Consider the following 22,289-nt stretch of genomic DNA (forward strand, 5'->3'; position numbering starts at 1 on the left):
GGGACTCGCTCTATCAGCTCCGATGAGCCGAACGTCGTATCAATCCGATGACCGGCAACAATCCCACCAGTACCAGGGTCAGCGCCGGCAGCGCGGCCCTGGCCCACTCCCCTTCGCTGGTCATTTCGAAGATCCGCACCGCCAGGGTGTCCCAACCGAACGGACGCATGAGCAGGGTCGCGGGCATTTCCTTGAGCACATCCACGAACACCAGCAACGCGGCACTCAGGGTGCCGGGCAACAGCAGCGGCAGATACACGTTGAAAAACAATCGCGGCCCGCTGACACCGAGACTGCGTGCGGCTTCTGGCAACGACGGACGGATTCGTCCAAGACTGCTTTCCAGAGGCCCGTACGCCACGGCCAGGAAACGCACCAGATAGGCCAGCAACAGGGCTGACAGGCTACCCAGCAGCAGGGGCTTGCCCGCGCCGCCGAGCAAGGTCGACAGCGGGATAACCAGTTCACGGTCCAGGTAGCTGAATGCAAGCATGATCGAGACTGCCAGCACCGAACCCGGCAAGGCGTACCCCAGGTTCGCCAGCCCCACGCCGGCGCGAATAGCCCGGGTCGGGGCCAGGCGCCTGGCGAAGGCCAGCAACAAGGCCACGCAAACGGTGACCAACGCCGCCAGCCCCCCCAGGTAAAGGGTATGGATAATCAACCCGGCATAGCGCTCGTCCAGATCGAAACGGCCCCGCTGCCAGAACCACACCACCAGTTGCAGGACCGGGACGACAAATGCGCAGGCGAATACCAGCAGGCACCAACCGCTGGCTGCCGCGGCCTTGAGGCCATGCAAGGTGTACAAGGCCTTGGCCCTGGGCCGTTCGTTACTGGCCCGCTGGGCGCCCCGGGCCCGGCGTTCGCCGTAGAGCACCAGCATCACCGCCAGCAACAACAGGCTGGCCAGTTGGGCAGCACTGGATAAGCTGAAGAAGCCGTACCAGGTCTTGTAGATGGCCGTGGTGAAGGTGTCGAAGTTGAACACCGACACCGCTCCGAAATCCGCCAGGGTTTCCATCAACGCCAGCGCTACGCCCGCCCCGATGGCCGGCCGGGCCATCGGCAATGCCACGCGCCAGAAAGCCTGCCACGGCGACTGCCCGAGCACCCGCGCCGCCTCCATCAAACCCTTGCCCTGGGCCAGGAATGCACTGCGCGCCAGCAGGTACACGTAAGGATAAAAGACCAGGACCAGCACCAGGATGACCCCGCCGGTGGAGCGGACCCGGGGCATGCGCAGGCCGCTGCCGAACCAGTCACGCAACAGGGTTTGCACCGGACCGGCAAAGTCCAGCAGGCCCACGAAGACAAACGCCAGCACGTAGGCAGGAATCGCGAACGGCAGCATCAATGCCCAGTCGAGCCAACGTCGGCCCGGGAACTCACACAGACTGGTGAGCCAGGCAAGGCTGACGCCCAGCACAGTCACACCGACCCCCACGCCCACTATCAGCGTCAGGGTGTTGCCCAACAAGCGCGGCATCTGGGTTTCCCATAGGTGGGACCAGATCTGCGGGTCGATGCTTTGCCAGGACAGCAGCAGCACACTCAAGGGCAACAGGACCAGCGCGGCGATGACGAAGACCAGGGGATACCAGCGGCGTTGGGCGGGGTGGGTCAAGGAAGGTGCTCGTTCAAATGATGCATGGGCAGGCTCACACAGAACCTGTGGCGAGGGGAATTATCCCCGCTGGCTTGCGAAGCAAGCCCATGGAAAACGACTCAGTCCGCCTGACACACAGCATGGCTTCCATCAGGGTCGCTCCGCGACCCTGCGGGGATGAATCCCCTCGCCACAGGGGACCTCGTCCCGTATATCAGTTCCAGCCCGCCCGATCCATCATGCGAATGGCTTCGGCCTGGCGCTTGCCCGCGACCTCCACCGGCAGCGTGTCGGCCTTGAACTTGCCCCAGGCCGCGACTTCCTTGGACGGCTGCACTTGCGGATTGGCTGGAAACTCCTGGTTCACGTCGGCAAAGATACTTTGGGCCTCTGGCGTAGTCATCCACTCCACCAGTTTCTTGGCCGCCTCGGGGTGCGGTGCGTGCCGGGTCAGACCGATGCCCGACAGGTTGATGTGCACACCCCGGTCGGCTTGGTTCGGCCAGAACAGTTTCACTTTCAGATCCGGCTTCTGCTGGTGCAGGCGACCGTAATAATAGGTGTTGACGATGCCGACGTCGCACTGCCCGGCGTTGATTGCCTCAAGCAATGCGGTGTCGTCGGAAAACACATCGGTGGACAGGTTCCTGACCCAGCCCTTGAGGATCTGTTCGGTTTTTTCGGCACCGTGGGTTTCGATCAGGGTGGCGGTCAGGGACTGGTTGTAGACCTTCTTCGAAGTGCGCAGGCACAGGCGACCCTCCCATTGATCGTCCGCCAGGGCTTCGTAGGTGGTCAGCTCGTCGGGTTTGACCCGCTCGGTGGAGTAGGCAATGGTCCGTGCCCGCAGGCTCAAGCCGGTCCAGGCATGGGAAGAAGCACGATATTGAGATGGGATGTTGGCGTCGATCACCGGGGAGGTGAATGGCTGGAGAATGCCCATCTGCTCGGCCTGCCAGAGATTGCCGGCGTCGACGGTGAGCAGCAGGTCTGCGGTGGCATTTTCACCTTCAGCCTTGATGCGCTGCATCAACGGCGCTTCCTTGTCGGTGGTGAACTTCACCGATACACCGGTCTTTTTGGTGTAGGCATCGAAGACCGGCTTGATCAGCTCATCGATGCGTGAGGAGTAGACCACCACCTCATCGGCGGCCTGCACGGCAGTGGAGCCGATCAGGGTCAGGGCGAGGGCGGACAGCAGGCGCTTGGGTGCCAACATGGAAGCGGTCTCTCGGTGGGTGAACGAGCGCAAATGATAAAGACTCACATTTGGCAGCTCAATCAAACAGTGGGTGGAGACATTTCCAAATGTTGCCGTACTGGTAGGCTAGCCATGCAACCGTCATCGCGGGCAAGCCTTGCTCCCACAAGGACAGCTCACTTTCACAGATCCAGGCCAACCTGCTCTGTGGGAGCAAGGCTTGCCCGCGATAGGGCCATCTGCCCCACCATAACGCTCAGGCCTTGGCCAGATCCGGCAGATCCCCGATCAACCCCAGCGCTTCGCGCACGAACAGCGCTTTGGCCTCGGGCAGGCGGTCCACCAGCTTCAACCCGGTATTGCGCAACCAGCGTACCGGCAATGGATCGGCCTGGAACAGCCGCTCAAAACCTTCCATCGCCGCCATCAGCGCCAGGTTATGGGGCATGCGCCGGCGCTCGTAGCGGCTCAACACCTTGACGTCGGCCAGCCGCTCGCCTCGTGCGGCGGCCTGCAGCAGCACTTCGGCCAGCACAGCCGCGTCGAGGAAACCCAGGTTCACGCCCTGCCCGGCCAGCGGGTGAATGGTGTGGGCCGCATCACCGATCAAGGCCAGGCCTTCGGCCACATAGCGCTTGGCGTGACGCTGGCGCAGCGGTACGCACAGGCGCGGGTCGGCGCCGAGTACCTGGCCGAGTCGACCTTCGAAGGCCCGCTCCAGCTCGTTGCAGAAACCGGCGTCATCCAGTGCCATCAGGCGCTGTGCCTCGCCAGGGGTCGTGGACCAGACAATCGAACACCAATCGTGTCGGCCGTCGCGTTCCAAGGGCAGGAATGCCAGCGGGCCGTTGTCGGTGAAGCGCTGCCATGCCGTCATTCGATGAGGCCGGGCGCTGCGAACGCTGGTGACGATGGCATGGTGCAGGTAATCCCACTCGCGGGTGGCAACCCCCGTCAGGCGGCGCACGGCGGAATTCGCGCCGTCGGCGGCGATGACCAGCGGTGCCCGCAGGGTGCGGCCATCAGCCAGGGTCAGCAGCCAGTCATCGCCGGAGCGACGCATCTGTTCGAGTCGCGCATTGGCGAGCAAGCCCAGGTCGCAATCATGCAGCCGGTCCAGCAATGCGTCCTGTACCACACGGTTTTCAACGATATGCCCCAGGGTGTCGGCATGCAGGCTCTCAGCGGAAAAATGAATCTGCCCGGTGCCACTGCCGTCCCATACGTGCATGTCGGTGTAGGGACTGGCGCGGCGCGCAACGATGCCGTCCCAGACGCCAAGGCGCTCGAGGATGCGCTGGCTGGCCGTCGACAGCGCACTGACCCGGGGCTCGAATGCCGCCTGTGGATCGAAGGGTTTGACGCTCATCGGGCTGCCGTCGAGCAACAACACCTGCAAGCCGCTACCCTGCAACGCCAGCGCCAAGGCGCTACCCACCATACCGGCGCCGACAATCAGCAGATCTGCACGCAATTCCATGCTTTAAGCCTGTTTTGCGGGCGACAAGAGCCGCCCATGAAAAGAATGTCCAACCCCATGCCTATACATCGGGCCGGGTCCCAAGGCCCATGGCCTGACGGGCGAACCAGCGCTTGGCGGTGGGCAACGCGTCGAGACCGAGCAGGCCGAGGTTACGGGCCACCGACACCAGTGGCAGGCGACTGCTGAACAGCCGCGTGACCTGGTCAGAGAAACCCACCGTCAGGGCCTGATCCATCCGCTGGCGCTCGCGATAGGCCTGCAGCACGGCAAAATCCCCCGGTGCGCTTTCACTGTCCAGCAAGGCGTCCGCCAAGGCCTGGGCGTCGCGCAGCGACAGGTTGAAGCCCTGCCCGGCAATCGGATGCAAGCTGTGGGCGGCGTTGCCGAGGATCGCCAGATGCGGACGCACCTGCTCTTCGGCCTCCACCAGCGCCAACGGGTACAGATGTCGCACGCCCACCTGCTTCAACGTCCCCAGGCGATAACCGAACGCGCTCTGCAATTCACTGAGGAAACTGCGCTCGTCGAGGTCCGCCAGCCGTTGCGCATCCATGCCCTGGCGGGTCCAGACCAGGGCACAGCGATTCTCCGGCAGCGGCAACAAGGCCATCGGACCGTCATCGGTGAAGCGCTCGAAGGCCATGCCATCGTGGGCTTCGCTGGGGGTGATGTTGGCGATCAACGCGCTCTGGTCATACGGGCGCTTGCGCACACCGACACCCAGCTGCTCCCGAAGACCGGAACGACCGCCGTCGGCCAACACCGCGAGGTCGCATTCCAGGAGCGTTTCGTCATCCAGGGTCAGGCGATAACCGTCAACCAGTGGCTCCATTCGAGTGACTTGCGCCGGGCAACGCCAACTGACCACGTCCTTGTCCAGGCCTTGCCACAGGCACTGGCCAAGCCAGGCGTTTTCCACCACGTAGCCCAAGGCCGGGACGCCCTCCTCGGCGGCCGACAGCCGAGCCGTGGAAAACCGTCCGCGATCGGACACATGGATCTGTTTGATGGGCTCGGCACGCTGGGAAATCTCCTGCCAGAGCCCCAGGCGCTGATAGATCTGCCGGGAGCCGAAGGACAATGCCGAGGAGCGGGCATCGTAGCTCGGTTGCCAGGCATGACCTGGGGCGAAGGGCTCGATCAGGACGATCTTCCAGCCCCGGGCCTTGGCCCCCGCCTGCAGGGCCAGGGCCAGGCTCGCACCGACCAGGCCACCGCCGATGATCGCCAGATTGACCCGACTCATGCCACTTGATCCCGAGCGTTGGCCATCAGGGCCTCGATTTCGGCAACGGTCTTGGGTACGCCTCGGGTCAGGATTTCACAACCGCTTCTGGTCACCACTACGTCATCCTCGATGCGCACGCCAATGCCGCGCCATTTTTTCGCTACGCTGCGGTTGCCCGGCGCAATGTAGATGCCCGGCTCCACGGTCAGTGTCATGCCGACTTCCAATACCCGCCACTCACCGCCGACCCGGTATTCACCCACATCATGCACATCCATGCCCAGCCAGTGACCGGCGCGGTGCATGTAGAACGCACGGTAGGCTTCGCTGGCGATCAACTCGTCAACCTCCCCCTCCAGCAGCCCCAGGCGCACCAGCCCCTCGGTAATGACCTGGACCGTCGCCTCATGGGCCTGGTTCCAGTGTTTGTCCGGCGCGATCTCGGCAAACGCCGCTTCCTGGGCCGCCAACACCAACTCGTAGATCGCCTTCTGTTCGGGGGAAAACCTACCGTTGACCGGCCACGTACGCGTGATATCGCTGGCGTAGCAGTCGATTTCACAACCGGCGTCGATCAGCACCAGGTCGCCATCCTTGAGCAGCGCGTCGTTCTGCTGGTAATGCAGGATGCAGCTATTGCGGCCCGCCGCGACAATCGAGCCATAGGCCGGCATTTTCGCCCCACCCTTGCGGAACTCGTAATCCAGCTCGGCTTCCAGGCTGTATTCGTAGAGCCCGGGACGCGCCGCCTGCATCGCCCGGATATGCGCCAGGGCGGAGATCCGCGCCGCTTCACGCATGACCTTCACTTCCGCCGCCGATTTATACAGGCGCATGTCGTGCAGCAAGTGATCCAGGGCAACGAATTCGTTCGGCGGCTGGGCACCGAGGTTGGCCTTGGAGCGAATCACGTTGATCCACTCCATCAGGTGCCGGTCGAATTCCGGGTTGCTGCCCATGGCCGAATACACCCGGTCGCGGCCTTCGATCAGACCCGGCAGGATGTCGTCGATGTCGGTGATGGGGAATGCGTCGTCGGCACCATAATCACGGATCGCGCCTTCCTGACCGGCGCGCAGGCCATCCCACAACTCACGCTCGGCGTTGCGCTCGCGGCAGAACAGGATGTATTCGCCATGGGCCCGGCCGGGCATCAGCACGATCACCGCCTGCGGCTCGGGGAAGCCGCTGAGGTATTGGAAGTCGCTGTCCTGGCGGTAGATATGCTCGACGTCGCGGTTGCGGATCGCAACGGCGGCGGCGGGCAGGATTGCGATGCTGTTGGGTTCCATCTGCGCCATCAGGGCCTTGCGGCGACGGCTGTATTCCGATTTCGGGATATGAATCATGGGCAGACGGTGTTCCCTTTCAAGCAATCAGTGCAAGGACGGTTTGGCGGCCGGTTCAGCGGTTTTCTTCGTCTCGGTGAACAGCAGCAGTGGCGCGACTCGCAGGTATTCCATCACTTCCATATAGTCGCTTTCGCCGTCATCGGACTCTTCCAGGGCATCCTGGACCTGCGAGATCGCGGCCAGATCCTGCAACACCTCATTGGCCTCGGCGCTCAGCGCATAGGCGCGGCGGGTCAGGCCAAAGCCGGCGAGGAAGCCCTGGCACCACTGGCCCAGGGCCGCGGCACGCTCGGCCAGCGGCGCATCGTCGGTGGGTAGCAGCAGGACGACGGTCATGTCATCGCTGGTCAGCTCGCCCTTGACCATTTCCTGCAGGCCAATGAGAGCATTGCGGACATTGTCCGCCGGCTCGCCTTCGAGCAGCTCGGCGGCATCGGCCAGCCAGCCTTCGGCGTCGAAGCCGGCACCCGCGCAGCTACGGCCGAGCAACAGGCCGTGCAGTTCGGCAGGCGATACGGGGTGGCCGCTGGTGCTCAGCAGGGTGGCGAATGCTTGATACGGGGAATTCTGAATGGGCATGGGCAGCTAGGCGCCAGACGGCGCTATGTCTAGAATGGAGGCCTTGTATCCTACATCGACAGACTCGCCAAGACTATCAGAGGCTGTGCGACACACTCCCCATCAGACACAATCTTCAGTGGACACAATGGAAGACACCGACCTGCAAGCGCTGATGGCCAGACTCGAATTGCTAATTGACCGGGTCGAGCAACTAAAGAGCCAAAACGGACTCTTATTAGCTCAGGAAAAAACCTGGCGCGAGGAACGCGCTCACCTCATTGAAAAAAACGAAATCGCCCGGCGTAAGGTCGAATCGATGATTTCGCGCCTCAAGGCCCTGGAGCAAGACTCATGAGTTCAAGCAATAGCGTTACCGTGCAGATCCTCGACAAAGAATATTCGATCATCTGCCCCCAGGAAGAGCGCAGCAACCTGGTGAGCGCTGCCCGTTACCTGGATGGCAAGATGCGCGAGATCCGCAGCAGCGGCAAAGTCATCGGCGCCGACCGCATCGCCGTAATGGCCGCCTTGAACATCACCCACGACCTGCTGCATCGCCAGGATACACCTGATGTACAGGTCAGCGGATCGACCCGTGAACAGGTGCGCGACCTGCTGGAACGGGTGGATCTGGTACTGGCCACCGATCCAGACGTCAGCAAGGGCTGATTCGCGAAGCGGCCTGGGGTATACTTGCGTCACTCCCTGGGGTGCTTGCCAGTTGGTGATGTCCCTGAGCCGATACGCACAACCACGGGGGTTGCACGTTGGGGCCGGTGTGCATGTCCGCTTGACGGAAAGCCTTAACGCCTCCTGCAACTTCCACCTTGAACTCTCGGGTTCAAGGGCTAAGCCGGCAGCGGTTCATCCGGGGAGCCTGATTTTCCAGACAATGCCAGTCTTCAAGACTGGCATTGTCGTGTCTGGCGCAGGCATTTCTGGGCGGTTACGCTGTGTCATCCAAGCCAGACTCGAAGCATCGACCATGTCCGAACCCGCGTTGCTGCCCCGCCCCCAACTTCGACGCCTGCTGCGCCAGGCCCGTCGCGCCCTGACGCCGGCCCAACAACGACAAGCTGCCCAAGGGCTCTACCGGCAACTGGCCCAGCATCCAATGTTTCGCCGCGCCAGGCACGTCGCCCTGTACCTGCCCAACGATGGCGAGATTGACCCGCGCCTGCTGCTGCGCGCCGCCCAGCGCCGGGGCAAGGCCACTTACCTGCCGGTGCTCAGCCCATGGCCGCGGACCAAGATGGTTTTCCAGCGCATCCGTCCCGGTGAGCAACTGCACCCCAATCGTTTTCGTATTCTAGAACCACGGATCGATGTCGCCCGGCAACGCAAGGTCTGGACACTGGACCTGGTATTGCTGCCACTGGTGGGGTTCGACGATGTAGGCGGCCGACTGGGCATGGGGGGCGGGTTTTATGACCGCAGCCTGGCGTACCTGGCGCGACGCAAGTCATGGCGCAAACCAACGTTGCTGGGACTGGCCCATGAATGCCAGAAAGTCGAAAGACTCGCGCAGGCGAGCTGGGATGTACCGCTGCAAGGAACGGTCAGTGACAGGCATTGGTATATCGCAGGATAGGCGCCGCGCAACTCAGCGGCGCCTGGGAAACAGACTCAGCGTTTAAGCGGTGGCGCAGGTTGGGTGATGTCCATCGGCGCCTCGGTCTTGTTCGCCCACAGGCTTTGAGCATAACCCGTGGTCACGACACCCAGGCCGAACAGAATGACCAGAATCCACAACAAATCCGGTTTGCGTTTCATCGATTGCCCCCCTCAAGGCATATCACACACGATGACAGCAGCGGTTTTCTTATTTGGCCGTGCAGCAGCGTCAAGCTTGGAAGGCCGGCATTTTGCGACAACCTCGACCGCCACGCAAACTCTGGCGTCAACCGACTGTCGGTTTGTCATAAAATCGCTGAACTATTTTTAGCACACCGCCCAGGAGTAGACGTCATGGCCTATTGGCTGATGAAATCCGAGCCCGACGAATTGTCCATCCAGGACCTGGAAAAGCTCGGCCAGGCCCGCTGGGACGGGGTTCGTAACTACCAGGCACGCAATTTCCTGCGGGCCATGGCGCAAGGCGATTCCTTCTTTTTCTACCACTCCAGCTGCCCGGAGCCAGGCATTGCCGGAATCGGGCAGATCGTCCGGACGGCCTACCCGGACCCCACGGCGCTCGAGCCCGACAGCCACTACTTTGATCAGAAGGCCAGTCCGGATAAAAACCCCTGGACCGCGATCGACGTCACCCATGTCGAAACCTTTTCCCGCGTGCTGAAACTCGACTACCTCAAGCAGCAAACCGCCCTGGCCGAAATGCCGCTGGTACAGAAGGGCTCACGCCTGTCGGTGATGCCGGTGACGGCAGAACAGTGGGCAGCGGTGATGGCGCTGAGGCCCTAGCACTATCGGCGCCCCTCGGTCCGCCATCGCTAGCAGGCTCGCTCCCACAGGGGATCTTCATCGATTCAATGTGGGAGCGAGCCTGCTCGCGATGAGGCACGCTCGGACAGCAGGCGACTTACTGAATGATCAGGTTGTTGAACAACAAATCATCCACCATCGGCTTGCCGGTCTCGTCGTTCATCACTTGCTGGGTCTGCTTCAACGCTTCCTGGCGCAACTTTTCCTTGGCTTCAAGGCTGTTCATGGTCTCGCTGGTCTGCTGGGCGAACAGCGCAACCAATTGGTTACGAATCAGTGGTTCATTGGCCTTCACCGCGGCTACAGCGGCATCGCCGGTGACGCGCAGGGCCACGTCGGCCTTGTAGACCTTCAGTTTCGCCGTGCCATCCAGACCGTAGTTGCCCACAAAGGGCGGGCTCAGGGTGATGTAGCTGACCTTCGGCGCCTCACCTTCTTTTGCTTCCTTGGCTTCTTCGGCCATGACTGCCGCAGGCAACGACAGGGCTAGCATCAACACGATCCACGCTTTCACATTCGACTCCTCATCCGGTTTGCGGCCCAGCATACCGATCCGCCGTTCAAGCACAAGCTTATGGCCGGCTATCAGGGCGGGGCATGCTCGTTGACCCGTTGTCTCTCACACCTACACTTATCGGCCATCACTCCCAAAGGAATAGCCCTGATGAAAGCCGTGCTGTGCAAAGAATTCGGCCCTGCCGAATCGCTAGTGCTGGAAGAGGTCGCCAGCCCCGTCGCGAAGAAGAACGAAGTGCTGCTGGACGTGCACGCCGCCGGGGTGAACTTCCCTGACACGCTGATCATCGAGGGCAAATATCAATTCAAACCGCCCTTCCCGTTTTCTCCCGGCGGCGAAGCGGCGGGGGTCGTCAGGGATGTGGGTGAAAAGGTCAGTCACCTCAAGATCGGTGACCGAGTGATGGCGCTGACCGGCTGGGGCAGCTTTGCCGAACAGGTCGCGGTGCCGGGCTACAACGTATTGCCGATCCCGGCGTCCATGGACTTCAACACCGCGGCAGCCTTCAGCATGACCTACGGCACCTCGATGCATGCCCTCAAGCAGCGGGCCAACCTGCAGCCCGGTGAAACCCTCCTGGTGCTCGGTGCCTCCGGCGGCGTAGGCCTGGCGGCGGTGGAGATCGGCAAGGCCATGGGGGCCCGGGTGATCGCCGCCGCCAGCAACGCGGAAAAACTCGCCGTAGCCAAGGCCGCCGGCGCCGACGAATTGATCAATTACAGCGAAACCAGCCTCAAGGACGAGATCAAACGCCTCACCGACGGCCAGGGCGCCGATGTCATTTACGATCCGGTGGGCGGCGATCTGTTCGACCAGGCCATCCGCTCCATCGCCTGGAATGGCCGGCTACTGGTGGTCGGCTTCGCCAGTGGACGTATTCCCGAATTGCCAGTGAACCTGGCCCTGCTAAAAGGCGCTGCCGTGGTGGGTGTATTCTGGGGCTCCTTTGCCCAGCGCCAGCCCCAGGACAACGCCACCAACTTCCAACAATTGTTCGGCTGGTTCGCCGAGGGCAGGCTCAAGCCGCTGGTCTCGCAACTGTATCCACTGGACAACGCCGCCCAGGCGATCAACGACCTCGCCCAGCGCAAGGCTGTGGGAAAGGTGGTTGTGCAGGTGCGTTGACTGCATCGATGCGGCCCCGAAGCCCACGGCATCGGGCCGCGACTCCGTAATATCCAAGCGCTTGCAGCACCAAGGCCCACAACGTCGCCCGCTTGTGCCTGGGCGACGCGTTCGTTTATGAACATCCCTCCGGCAATATTTCCACTGTGCAGTGCAAAACAAGCGATGCTATTTTCGGTAATGAAACTGTAACATTCGCATTCGCAGTCATAACAAGAATCCGGAGTCCTTGAATGTTTGCTTTCTTTCGCCCTGCCGCACACCAGGCCCCCCTGCCTGAAGAAAAAATAGACAGCACCTACCGACGCCTTCGTTGGCAGATTTTTGCCGGGATTTTCATTGGGTATGCGGGTTACTACCTGCTGCGCAAGAACTTCACCCTGGCATTCCCTGACCTGATCGCCCAAGGCTATACAAAAGGCCAGCTTGGCGTGGCGGTGTCGGCGATTGCGATCGCCTACGGTCTTTCCAAGTTTCTGATGGGCATCGTGTCCGACCGTTCCAACCCTCGCTACTTCCTGCCGTTTGGCCTGGTGATGTCCGCCGCGGTGATGTTCGTGTTCGGTTTCGCACCGTGGGCGACGTCCAGCGTGACCATGATGTTCATCCTGTTGTTCATCAACGGCTGGGCGCAAGGCATGGGTTGGCCACCAAGCGGGCGAACCATGGTGCACTGGTGGTCGCAGAAAGAACGTGGCGGTGTGGTTTCGGTATGGAACACCGCGCATAACGTCGGTGGCGGCCTGATTGGCCCGTTGGCGATCCTTGGCATGGGATGGTTCAACGACTGGCATAGCAAGTTCTACGTACCGGCTGCCGTGGCCCTGCTGGTGGCTGCATTTGCCTTCATTGTCATGCGCGACACCCCGCAGTCAACGGGCTTGCCGCCCATCGAGAAGTACAAGAACGATTACCCGGAAGGGTACGACGCCAGCCACGAGAACGAATTCAGCGCCAAGGACATCTTCGTCAAATATGTGCTGCGCAACAAAATGCTCTGGTTCATCGCACTGGCCAACGTCTTCGTCTATTTGCTGCGCTACGGCATCCTGGACTGGGCGCCGACCTATCTTAAAGAGGTCAAGCACTTCGACTTCGACAAGACGTCCTGGGCTTACTTCCTGTACGAATGGGCAGGGATTCCCGGCACGCTGCTGTGCGGCTGGATGTCGGACAAGATCTTCCGGGGCAACCGTGGCCTGACGGGCATGGTGTTCATGGCGCTGGTGACCGTAGCGACCCTGGTGTACTGGCTCAATCCGCCGGGCAACCCGATGATCGACATGATCTCGTTGTTCGCGATCGGCTTCCTGATCTATGGCCCGGTGATGCTGGTGGGTCTGCAGGCGCTGGAATTGGTACCCAAGAAAGCGGCCGGTACGGCTGCCGGTTTTACCGGCCTGTTCGGTTACCTGGGCGGCTCAGTCGCGGCCAGTGCCCTGATGGGTTACACGGTGGACTATTTCGGCTGGAACGGCGGTTTCATCCTGCTGATTGCCGCGTGCCTGCTGGCCATGGCGTTCCTCGCGCCAACCCTTGGGCACAAGCAAGTCAGCAGTCAGAGCCGCGAGGCGGTGGCCTGATCGAGGGTTGATCTGCAACGCTTGAGCCGCGCCTCCAGATTCCGATCCGGCATGGCGTGGCTACGCAGGGCGTGGATGGTCTGCTCGACATAATCGCGAGTCGTGCCGAAACGCCCGCAGGCACTTTCGAACACCTGGCTCAGCACATGGTCCGGCAGGTTGCCGGCATAGCTGGGCAGGTGTCGCTCCAGCACAAAGCCCAGGGCCTGCACACGGTCGCCGTTCTCGAGGCGGCAACTGAGCCAGTGCGGGCGATAGGACGGAACCGGCATTTCCCGCTGCCACAAGGCAAACAACGAGTCCTCGAGATTCTCCTCCGGCAATCGGTAGGCGAAACCGCTGCATGAGCCGCCGCGATCCAGCCCGAACACCAGCCCCGGCAATTCCGGCGTACCGCGATGCTCGTGGGACCACAGGTACAAGCCGCGATGATAACCGTGGATCCGTCCGCGCATCCGCTCCACTGCCGTGCATTCAGGCCGCCAGATCAATGAACCGTAAGCGAACAACCAGACCGGGCCACCCTGGTGAAGGCTCATGGTCGATTGCATCGAAGCGAGCAATTGTTCTCGGGTCAGTTGCGCGCCCAAGTCGAGCCGTGGCGGGTAGAGGGCGCAGGTAATGGCGGTTTCGATAGCGGTCATGGCCGGTAGCGGAAGGCTCCTCGCGGGAATCGGAAAATGGATTGGCGCACGTCATGGGACTGACGTTTGTCAGAATCCAGGCAAGTTGGATGCCATGCAGGCTGTATATACGTTATCGGTATCTCGACCAAAGGCTAAATATCGAAACGAAATATAGCGAGTTATATCACTCTGTGGCGGGGTGCTTGCTCCCGCCACAACGGCGTCATCCAAGGACTGCCTGGTGATCGGCGCTCAGGCGCGTGGTGCGTAGGCAAACACGTCGGCGCGCATCTGATGGGCATCCATCCCGGCTTCCACCAGCGCGTCGAGGGTGGCATAGATCATGGCCGGTGAGCCGCTGGCGTAGACATGCACACCCGACAGGTCGCTGATGTCCTCGCATACCGCCTCATGGAGCATGCCACAGCGCCCTTCCCAGCCACACAGGTCGCTGACGACCTTGTGCAGGAACAGGTTCGGCAGCTTCTTCCACTCGTCCCAATGCTCGATTTCATAGAAATCGTCCGGCCGCCGCACGCCCCAATAGAGATGCACCGGATGCTTGAAGCCCTCTGCCCGACAGTGCTCGATCAGGCTGTGCATCTGCGCCATGCCGGTGCCGGCGGCGATCAACACCAAGGGGCCGTCCGGCAATTCGGACAAGTGAGTGTCGCCAAAAGGCATTTCGACATGAACGTTGGGGTTGCGATACAGTTGATCCAGCAGCGCCTTCGCACTGTTTTCGCGCACCAGCACATGCAATTGCAGATCGCGTCCCGAATGAGGCGCCGACGCCAGGGAAAAAGCCGACTTATCGCCGTTCTCCCGCTCGATCATCAGATACTGCCCCGCGTGATAGCGCGGCGGCTTGCCCGCCGGCGCACGCAGGCTGACCCGCCTGACATCGCCGCCCACATCAACGCAGCCAGTGACCTGACACGCCAGGCGACGCACCGGCAGCTCGCCCGGCGCCAAGACCCCGTCCCACAACACCACACAGTCCTCCAGGGGCTCGGCGATGCAGGTGAAGATCTCTCCGTGATCACGCACGTCGCCAGCCTGCTGCACGCGGCCTTCCACCAGCAACGCGCCACAGACATGGCAGTTGCCGTTGCGGCAGCTTTGCGGGCATTCATAGCCCAGGCGCCGCGCACCATCGAGAATCCGCTCGGCGGGCCGTATCTCCAGCACCGCGCCGGACGGCTGCAAGGTCACACGCATCAATCTATTCCTAACTGATTCCAAATGGCATCGATCCGTTGGGTAACGGCTTCATCCTTGACGATAACCCGGCCCCACTCACGGGTGGTTTCACCGGGCCATTTATGCGTGGCATCGAGTCCCATCTTCGACCCCAGGCCGGAGACCGGCGAAGCGAAGTCGAGGTAGTCGATCGGCGTGTTCTCGATCATCACCGTGTCGCGCTTGGGATCCATGCGCGTGGTGATGGCCCAGATCACATCGTTCCAGTCCCGTGCATTGATATCGTCGTCAGTGACGATAACGAACTTGGTGTACATGAACTGTCGCAGAAACGACCAGACACCCAGCATCACCCGCTTGGCATGCCCTGGATACGACTTCTTCATGGTCACCACGGCCATGCGGTACGAGCAGCCTTCCGGCGGTAGATAGAAGTCAGTGATCTCCGGGAACTGCTTTTGCAGGATCGGCACGAATACTTCGTTCAGCGCCACACCGAGGATGGCCGGCTCATCGGGCGGACGACCGGTGTAGGTGCTGTGGTAGATCGGTTTGATCCGATGGGTGATGCGCTCGACGGTGAACACCGGGAAGCTGTCGACTTCGTTGTAGTAGCCGGTGTGATCACCGTACGGACCTTCATCGGCCATTTCGCCGGGGTGGATCACACCTTCGAGGATGATCTCGGCGGTGGCCGGGACCTGCAGGTCGTTGCCGCGGCATTTCACCAGCTCGGTACGGTTGCCTCGCAGCAGGCCGGCGAAGGCGTATTCGGAGAGGCTGTCCGGTACAGGCGTGACCGCCCCGAGAATAGTCGCCGGGTCCGCGCCCAGTGCTACCGATACGGGGAAAGGCTGGCCGGGGTATTTTTCGCACCACTCGCGATAGTCCAGCGCACCGCCACGATGGCTCAGCCAGCGCATGATGACCTTGTTGCGGCCAATCACCTGCTGGCGATAGATACCGAGGTTCTGGCGATCCTTGTTCGGGCCTTTGGTGACGGTCAGGCCCCAGGTGATCAGCGGCCCCACATCGCCCGGCCAGCAGGTCTGCACCGGCAGCATCGCCAGGTCGACGTCATCACCCTCGATCACCACTTCCTGGCAAATCGCATCCTTGACGACTTTCGGCGCCATGGAAATGATCTTGCGGAAAATCGGCAGCTTGGACCAGGCGTCCTTCAGGCCCTTGGGTGGCTCGGGCTCCTTGAGAAACGCCAGCAGCTTGCCGATCTCGCGCAGCTCGTCGACCGACTCGGCGCCCATGCCCATGGCCACGCGCTCAGGCGTGCCGAACAGGTTGCCCAGTACCGGTATGTCGTAGCCTGTTGGGTTCTCGAACATCAACGCCGGGCCTTTGGCCCGCAGCGTGCGGTCGCAGACTTCCGTCATCTCCAGCACCGGAGAGATGGGAACCTGGATGCGTTTCAACTCGCCGCGCTGCTCAAGCTGCTGCACGAAATCCCGAAGATCCTTGAATTTCATTGAGATGCCACCCCGAAAATAGGCGTACATCCTACCTTCTCCAGCGCCCGAACAGCAGCCCGCACGTGCGCAGAGCGGTCAATTATCGGCAGTACCCAGCAGCAGCGGAGCAAACAACGGTCCCAGGCGAGCACTACCGACGTCCGACAAATGATCCTCATCCCGGTATTGCGAGTAACCATTGGCCTCAATTGGGCAGACACGATCCGAGCACATCAACGGCGTAGGGTCGATGACATGTACCCCAGGGTCGGCAGCCTTCATCGAGTCGAACAAGGCGCTCAGGAAGCGCTGGCGTGCCATGTGCTCCGAGAGAGGGCGGCCCAGCCCCTCGGCTGAACGCCCTATCCGCGCCAGACTCGTCAGTCGACCGATGGCACCCTTACGCTGCAATGGCACCTCCTTGAACAACCAGACCTGCGCACCCGTCGCCCTGATCGCTGCCACCCGCGCCTTGAGCCCTGCGGCCATGCGCGCCTCGGCTTCGGCGGTATTGTCACGAGGATCGAGCAGCACCTTCTTGTCGCCGTCCTCACGACCGTAGACATAAAGGCTCCAGTTGGATGCCAGTACTACGTCCCTGATCTTCAGGCGACGAACCTGATCCATGGTTCGCTCGTTGAAATCCTTGCAACGCGGCCTCGGGTCATCGCTGAGAATTGGCGGGCAGGCACTCATGCTGTAAAGCCAGACCGGGCCACCACCGTGCGCGGCGCTACTTTCAATTGCCGGCAACAGCGCCGCAGCGTGACTGTCGCCCCAGAACAGCCGGGTCACCGGGGCATCCTTTTGCCCGCCCAGCAGGCATGCCTTGTCCGGACGTTTGTCTGTAGTCACCAGCATGCACTTCATCTGCCCCGCTCGCCATTCCCGCGCCTGCGCGTACTCCATGGCTTTCCCGGTAAGGCGTTGGGGAAAGCCATCCGCCGACCGCACCACCGACCCGGTTACAGCCAGGACAGCCATGGCCAGCAGCCCTCCCACCAACACGGGTTTACGTCCAGCCAGCAGGCGCTTTTCACGGAACGGAAGCTCAACGAAACGCCAGCTCAGCCAGGCAAGAACCAGCGCCAGCAGAATCCAGCCCGCGGCCTCCCAGGGCTGGATTCCGTCGATGGAGATGGCGTTGGCATAGACGTAGACCGGCCAATGCCACAGGTAAAAGGAATAGGAAAGCAAACCAACCCAGACCAGAGCCCTGGTACTTAACACCTGAGCGACCCAGGTCGAACACCGGGCGCCTGACCAGATCAACGCCGTGGTACCGAGCACCGGGAATAAAGCGGACCAGCCCGGAAACACCGTTGTTTCGTCGAAAGTGAAAACCGCCGCCAGCACCGCCACCAATCCAGCCACGGCGGCGAACTGGCAGACCCACGGCCGAACTGCGTGCCTGGGCGCAGGCAAGACCGCCAGCATCGCCCCGCACAAAAGCTCCCAGGCACGGGTCGGCAGCGAGAAGAAAGCGACGTCAGGCTTGCGGTCGATGTAAGCGATATTCAGCCCGAAAGAAATCAGCAGCAGGGCAAACAGCATCCAACGCCAATGGCGAACGTGGCGCATCAACAGCACCATCAGCAGAGGAAAGAAGATGTAGTACTGCTCTTCAACAGCCAGGGACCAAGTGTGAAGCAGCGGCTTCAAATCCGAGGCAGGCGCGAAATAGCCATCTTCACGCATGAACAGGATGTTTGAGATAAACAGCGACTGATAACGAACCGTCCTGCCAAGCTCTGAAAAGTCCTTGGCCGTCAGTAGCAACCAGCCCACGGCCAACGTTGCCAGCAGCACCATGCTCAAGGCCGGGAGGATACGTCGCGCCCGACGCGCCCAGAAATCAGCGAAGCTGAAACGCTGCGCACTGATCTCGCGGAACAGGATACTGGTGATCAGGAACCCGGAAATAACGAAAAAGACGTCGACGCCGACAAAACCACCGCTGAATGTGCCGAAACCGAAGTGAAACAAAACAACCGGAATAACGGCCAGCGCCCTCAAGCCATCAATGTCACGGCGGTTGCCAAACGTATGCATAACGCTCCTTGTCGCTTTGAAGACCCATAATGAACACGGACACCAGCCGGCCCACGGAAGTTGTCCATTTTGATACAAAACTTTGCAAAAAAAAGAGCGCCTCATCTGAGGCGCCCTTTTTTCTACAACCTGACTTCGTGTTACTTGCGCTTCATCGACAGGAAGAACTCATCGTTGGTCTTGGTCGTCTTCAACTTGTCGACCAGGAACTCGATGGCAGCCACTTCGTCCATCGGGTGCAGCAGCTTGCGCAGAATCCACATGCGCTGCAACTCGTCATCGGCGGTCAGCAACTCTTCGCGGCGAGTGCCGGAGCGGTTGATGTTGATGGCCGGGAACACGCGCTTCTCGGCGATGCGACGATCCAGGGGCAGCTCCATGTTGCCGGTGCCCTTGAATTCCTCGTAGATCACTTCGTCCATCTTCGAACCGGTTTCAACCAGTGCGGTGGCAATGATGGTCAGCGAGCCACCCTCTTCGATGTTGCGCGCGGCGCCGAAGAAACGCTTCGGTTTTTCCAGGGCGTGGGCATCGACACCACCGGTCAGCACCTTGCCGGAGCTCGGGATCACGGTGTTGTAGGCACGGGCCAGACGGGTGATGGAGTCCAGCAGGATGACCACGTCCTTCTTGTGCTCGACCAGGCGCTTGGCCTTCTCGATCACCATTTCGGCGACTTGCACGTGACGGGTCGGCGGCTCGTCGAACGTCGAGGCAACCACTTCGCCGCGCACGGTACGCTGCATCTCGGTCACTTCTTCCGGACGCTCGTCGATCAGCAGCACGATCAGATGAACTTCAGGGTTGTTACGGGCGATGTTGGCCGCGATGTTCTGCAGCATGATCGTCTTGCCCGCTTTCGGCGGCGCCACGATCAGACCACGCTGACCTTTGCCGATGGGTGCGCACAGGTCGATGACACGACCGGTGAGGTCTTCGGTGGAGCCGTTGCCAGCTTCCATCTTCATGCGCACAGTCGGGAACAACGGGGTCAGGTTTTCGAAAAGAATCTTGTTCTTCGCGTTTTCCGGACGGTCGAAGTTGATCGTGTCGACCTTGAGCAGCGCGAAGTAACGCTCGCCTTCCTTCGGAGGGCGGATCTTGCCAACGATGGTGTCACCGGTGCGCAAGTTGAAGCGACGGATCTGGCTCGGCGAGACGTAGATATCGTCCGGGCCGGCGAGGTAGGAAGCGTCCGCGGAACGGAGGAAGCCGAAGCCGTCCTGGAGAATCTCCAGCACGCCATCACCGGAGATTTCCTCGCCGCTCTTCGCGTGCTTCTTGAGCAGGGAGAAAATCACGTCCTGCTTGCGCGAACGGGCCATATTTTCTATGCCCATCTGTTCGGCCAATTCGAGCAGTTCGGTAATCGGCTTTTGCTTGAGTTCAGTCAGATTCATATAGGAATGACGTAATCATTTATGGAGGGGAAATTAAGCTTTTGGCTTAATGAGGCCGCGCCGCGGAGAAGGCGACAGGATCGCGTACTTATTCGAAAGGAGTGCGTCGGCGACGGCTTGCAGGGGGCAATGGAGAAACCAGTGCGGGGCCGAATGTACCACCTGGATTTGCGAGCGTCTAGCCCCGAATAACGAAAAAGCCCCGCGATTGGCGGGGCTTTTTCAATGGCATTCGGCGCTTAGATGTTGGCGTCGAGGAAAGCAGCCAGTTGCGATTTCGACAGCGCACCGACCTTGGTGGCTTCGACGTTGCCGTTCTTGAACAGCATCAGCGTCGGGATACCACGCACGCCGTGCTTGGCCGGGGTTTCCTGGTTTTCGTCGATGTTCAGCTTGGCGACGGTCAGCTTGCCCTTGTAGGTCTCGGCAATCTCGTCCAGAACCGGAGCGATCATCTTGCAGGGACCGCACCACTCAGCCCAATAGTCGACCAGTACCGCGCCTTCGGACTTGAGTACTTCGTCGTCGAAGCTAGCGTCGGTAACGTGTTTGATCAGATCGCTGCTCATGGAAATCTCCGGGGTTGTCAGCAAAAAAACGTGGCCCATCATAGCTGCCCTTCCCGGGTTCAGGAAGTCACTGTTGATTGAGTCTCGCTATGGCGCCAGACGCATTTTGACATGAGCCAGGTCATCAGGCGGCCGGGGCGACGAAGCAGATTCCGGTGCGCAGCGCAGCGTTGCGGACATGCTCCTGCATGGCTTTCTGGGCAGAGCCCGAGGAGCGCCGGGACAGTGCCCGCAGGATTTTTCGGTGCTCCTGCCAGGTTTCCATGGCCCGTTCCGCCCTGATGAACGGCAACTTCTGGCTCTCCAGGAAGATCTCGGCGCTGGCGGTGAGGATGCTCAGCATCGCCTGGTTGCCGCCGGCCTGCAGGATTCGCCGATGAAATTCGAAATCCAGCCGCGCCGCCGCGTCGAAATCCCCTGATTTCAGTTCCCGACGCATGGCCTCGACGTTGTCACCCAGCACATCGAGCTCATCGGGGCTCAGCGTCGCCGCCGCCATTCCGGCTGCGAAGCCCTCCAGGGCATAGCGCAACTGGAAGATATCCAGTGGCGAGACCTGGGCCGCGAATGGCCAACCCGCTGTCGACTCACCGTGAGAAACCTCCACCGATGATTGTACGAACACCCCTTTGCCGGGCTGCACGCTGATCATCCCCAGCGCACTCAACGACGACAGGGCCTCGCGCAAGGACGCCCGACTCACGCCCAGTTGCAGTGCCAGATCCCGTTGCGACGGCAACGCATCCCCCGGACCGAAGCCTTCATCGGCGATCAGTTTGCGGATGCCTTGCAAGGCCACTTCGGGAACTGCACGGGAGATGGAATTCATGTTTTTTCGGGTATATCCGGCCAGTGAGCGACTAGTTGTAAAGCTATTCGCCGCGCCCGGCAAGTCGTGCCCCAGCAGGGTTCGACGGCCGATACCGACGCTCGATAAAGGTGCGAAACGCGGCCCAACTGTTCAGACCAGTCAGACCGAGCCGCGCCAGCAAATCCGCGGCCTTGGCGGGTTTGAAATCGCGTTGGCATGGCCTGTGCTCTGTCCGAACGCAGAAATCACATCACCGACCGCGGAGATTCACCATGATCCAGCGTTGCAGCGCCCTGCTCACCGTCCTGTTTGCCAGCCTGATGCTCTGCCAGTTGCCCGCCCACGCCGACGGACTGGAGGACGTGGTCAAGCGCGGCACCCTCAAAGTCGCGGTGCCCCAGGATTTCCCGCCGTTCGGCTCGGTAGGCCCGGATATGAAACCCCGCGGCCTGGACATCGATACCGCGAAGCTGCTGGCCGACCAGCTCAAGGTCAAGCTTGAGCTTACGCCGGTCAACAGCACCAATCGCATTCCGTTCCTGACCACCGGCAAGGTCGACCTGGTGATCTCCAGCCTGGGCAAGAACCCGGAACGCGAGAAGGTCATCGACTTTTCCAGCGCCTACGCGCCGTTCTATCTCGCCGTATTCGGCCCGCCCGAGGCCGCCATCAATGGCCTGGACGATCTCAAGGGCAAGACCATCAGCGTCACCCGGGGCGCCATCGAAGACATCGAACTGACCAAGGTCGCCCCGGAAGGCACCACCATCAAGCGCTTCGAAGACAATAATTCGACCATCGCAGCCTACCTCGCCGGCCAGGTGGACCTGATCGCCAGCGGCAACGTGGTGATGGTCGCCATCAGTGAGCGCAACCCCAAGCGTGTCCCGGCGCTGAAAGTGAAACTCAAGGACTCGCCGGTGTACGTCGGCGTGAACAAGAACGAGCCCGCGCTGCTGGACAAGGTCAACCAGATCCTCGCCACGGCCAAGACCGATGGCAGCCTGGAGAAAAACTCTCAGACCTGGCTCAAGCAGCCGCTGCCGGCCGATCTCTGATCG

The 22,289-nt window shown here is 61.3% G+C and carries 22 protein-coding genes and 1 other RNA gene; 8 read left to right on the forward strand and 15 right to left on the reverse strand.

What is annotated here, in order from left to right; genetic code table 11:
* Nucleotides 1-13: 13 nt before the first annotated feature.
* The 6 genes from PCOSP_RS27805 to PCOSP_RS27830 form a co-directional block, all read right to left on the reverse strand.
* Nucleotides 14-1,627, reverse strand: coding sequence for an ABC transporter permease (locus PCOSP_RS27805; RefSeq protein ID WP_464709923.1), 1,614 nt, complete (start codon nt 1,625-1,627; stop codon nt 14-16).
* Nucleotides 1,628-1,823: 196 nt separating this feature from the next.
* Entirely contained in the window at nt 1,824-2,828 is a 1,005-nt protein-coding gene (locus tag PCOSP_RS27810) for an extracellular solute-binding protein (protein ID WP_464709925.1), read from the reverse strand.
* A gap of 238 nt (nt 2,829-3,066) precedes the next feature.
* Complete coding sequence (locus PCOSP_RS27815) at nt 3,067-4,284, reverse strand: 2-octaprenyl-3-methyl-6-methoxy-1,4-benzoquinol hydroxylase (RefSeq protein WP_464712007.1); 1,218 nt, start codon at nt 4,282-4,284, stop codon at nt 3,067-3,069.
* 67 nt (nt 4,285-4,351) lie between these two features.
* Nucleotides 4,352-5,539, reverse strand: a complete 1,188-nt coding sequence (gene ubiH, locus PCOSP_RS27820; RefSeq protein WP_464709926.1) for a 2-octaprenyl-6-methoxyphenyl hydroxylase — start codon at nt 5,537-5,539, stop codon at nt 4,352-4,354.
* Complete coding sequence (gene pepP / locus PCOSP_RS27825) at nt 5,536-6,870, reverse strand: Xaa-Pro aminopeptidase (RefSeq protein WP_464709927.1); 1,335 nt, start codon at nt 6,868-6,870, stop codon at nt 5,536-5,538. The genes ubiH and pepP overlap by 4 nt, the downstream gene beginning before the upstream one ends.
* 27 nt (nt 6,871-6,897) lie before the next feature.
* Complete coding sequence (locus tag PCOSP_RS27830) at nt 6,898-7,452, reverse strand: YecA/YgfB family protein (protein WP_041024470.1); 555 nt, start codon at nt 7,450-7,452, stop codon at nt 6,898-6,900.
* Between the two features lie 127 nt (nt 7,453-7,579).
* On the opposite strand from PCOSP_RS27830, the gene PCOSP_RS27835 reads away from it, so the two are divergent.
* The 4 genes from PCOSP_RS27835 (at nt 7,580) to PCOSP_RS27850 (ending at nt 9,025) form a co-directional block, all read left to right on the forward strand.
* The gene (locus tag PCOSP_RS27835; RefSeq protein ID WP_003177365.1) at nt 7,580-7,789 is read left to right on the forward strand and encodes a TIGR02449 family protein; all 210 of its coding nucleotides are present in this window, start codon (nt 7,580-7,582) and stop codon (nt 7,787-7,789) included.
* Nucleotides 7,786-8,103, forward strand: a complete 318-nt coding sequence (locus PCOSP_RS27840; RefSeq protein ID WP_024780504.1) for a cell division protein ZapA — start codon at nt 7,786-7,788, stop codon at nt 8,101-8,103. The genes PCOSP_RS27835 and PCOSP_RS27840 overlap by 4 nt, the downstream gene beginning before the upstream one ends.
* A gap of 30 nt (nt 8,104-8,133) precedes the next feature.
* Nucleotides 8,134-8,313: non-coding RNA, 6S RNA (ssrS, locus tag PCOSP_RS27845), on the forward strand.
* A 106-nt stretch (nt 8,314-8,419) separates the two neighbouring features.
* Complete coding sequence (locus PCOSP_RS27850) at nt 8,420-9,025, forward strand: 5-formyltetrahydrofolate cyclo-ligase (protein WP_139641012.1); 606 nt, start codon at nt 8,420-8,422, stop codon at nt 9,023-9,025.
* 35 nt (nt 9,026-9,060) lie between these two features.
* On the opposite strand, the gene PCOSP_RS27855 is transcribed toward PCOSP_RS27850, so the two are convergent.
* Entirely contained in the window at nt 9,061-9,207 is a 147-nt protein-coding gene (locus PCOSP_RS27855) for a hypothetical protein (RefSeq protein WP_175362779.1), read from the reverse strand.
* A gap of 195 nt (nt 9,208-9,402) precedes the next feature.
* Between PCOSP_RS27855 and PCOSP_RS27860 the strand changes: the two genes are divergently transcribed.
* Complete coding sequence (locus tag PCOSP_RS27860; RefSeq protein ID WP_175362780.1) at nt 9,403-9,855, forward strand: EVE domain-containing protein; 453 nt, start codon at nt 9,403-9,405, stop codon at nt 9,853-9,855.
* 118 nt (nt 9,856-9,973) lie between these two features.
* Here the strand turns inward: PCOSP_RS27860 and PCOSP_RS27865 are convergent, their stop codons facing one another.
* The gene (locus PCOSP_RS27865) at nt 9,974-10,390 is read right to left on the reverse strand and encodes a flagellar basal body-associated protein FliL (RefSeq protein WP_041024473.1); all 417 of its coding nucleotides are present in this window, start codon (nt 10,388-10,390) and stop codon (nt 9,974-9,976) included.
* 150 nt (nt 10,391-10,540) lie between these two features.
* Here PCOSP_RS27865 and PCOSP_RS27870 point away from each other — a divergent pair, with 150 nt between their 5' ends.
* Nucleotides 10,541-11,518: an NADPH:quinone oxidoreductase family protein gene (locus PCOSP_RS27870; RefSeq protein WP_464709928.1), complete on the forward strand. Its 978-nt coding sequence runs from the start codon at nt 10,541-10,543 to the stop codon at nt 11,516-11,518.
* 233 nt (nt 11,519-11,751) lie between these two features.
* On the forward strand, nt 11,752-13,101 hold the full coding sequence (gene glpT / locus PCOSP_RS27875; protein ID WP_139641018.1) for a glycerol-3-phosphate transporter: 1,350 nt from the start codon (nt 11,752-11,754) through the stop codon (nt 13,099-13,101).
* On the opposite strand, the gene PCOSP_RS27880 is transcribed toward glpT, so the two are convergent.
* From PCOSP_RS27880 to PCOSP_RS27910, 7 genes are all read right to left on the reverse strand, one after another.
* Nucleotides 13,077-13,745, reverse strand: a complete 669-nt coding sequence (locus PCOSP_RS27880) for a gamma-glutamylcyclotransferase (protein ID WP_139641020.1) — start codon at nt 13,743-13,745, stop codon at nt 13,077-13,079. The two genes, glpT and PCOSP_RS27880, sit on opposite strands and share 25 nt — an antisense overlap.
* 234 nt (nt 13,746-13,979) lie before the next feature.
* Nucleotides 13,980-14,948, reverse strand: coding sequence for a CDP-6-deoxy-delta-3,4-glucoseen reductase (locus tag PCOSP_RS27885; RefSeq protein ID WP_464709930.1), 969 nt, complete (start codon nt 14,946-14,948; stop codon nt 13,980-13,982).
* On the reverse strand, nt 14,948-16,414 hold the full coding sequence (gene ubiD, locus PCOSP_RS27890) for a 4-hydroxy-3-polyprenylbenzoate decarboxylase (RefSeq protein WP_464709931.1): 1,467 nt from the start codon (nt 16,412-16,414) through the stop codon (nt 14,948-14,950). The genes PCOSP_RS27885 and ubiD overlap by 1 nt, the downstream gene beginning before the upstream one ends.
* A gap of 78 nt (nt 16,415-16,492) precedes the next feature.
* Nucleotides 16,493-18,448: an acyltransferase family protein gene (locus tag PCOSP_RS27895; protein ID WP_464709932.1), complete on the reverse strand. Its 1,956-nt coding sequence runs from the start codon at nt 18,446-18,448 to the stop codon at nt 16,493-16,495.
* Between the two features lie 140 nt (nt 18,449-18,588).
* Nucleotides 18,589-19,848, reverse strand: coding sequence for a transcription termination factor Rho (rho, locus tag PCOSP_RS27900; RefSeq protein WP_003206716.1), 1,260 nt, complete (start codon nt 19,846-19,848; stop codon nt 18,589-18,591).
* Nucleotides 19,849-20,087: 239 nt separating this feature from the next.
* A complete protein-coding gene (trxA, locus tag PCOSP_RS27905) occupies nt 20,088-20,417 on the reverse strand; it encodes a thioredoxin TrxA (protein ID WP_024780513.1) in 330 nt (109 codons plus the stop codon).
* Nucleotides 20,418-20,541: 124 nt separating this feature from the next.
* Nucleotides 20,542-21,246, reverse strand: a complete 705-nt coding sequence (locus PCOSP_RS27910) for a FadR/GntR family transcriptional regulator (protein WP_175362782.1) — start codon at nt 21,244-21,246, stop codon at nt 20,542-20,544.
* A 254-nt stretch (nt 21,247-21,500) separates the two neighbouring features.
* Between PCOSP_RS27910 and PCOSP_RS27915 the strand changes: the two genes are divergently transcribed.
* Complete coding sequence (locus PCOSP_RS27915; RefSeq protein ID WP_139641031.1) at nt 21,501-22,286, forward strand: transporter substrate-binding domain-containing protein; 786 nt, start codon at nt 21,501-21,503, stop codon at nt 22,284-22,286.
* Nucleotides 22,287-22,289 lie beyond the last annotated feature (3 nt).

The organism is Pseudomonas sp. MAFF 730105, assembly GCF_055380705.1.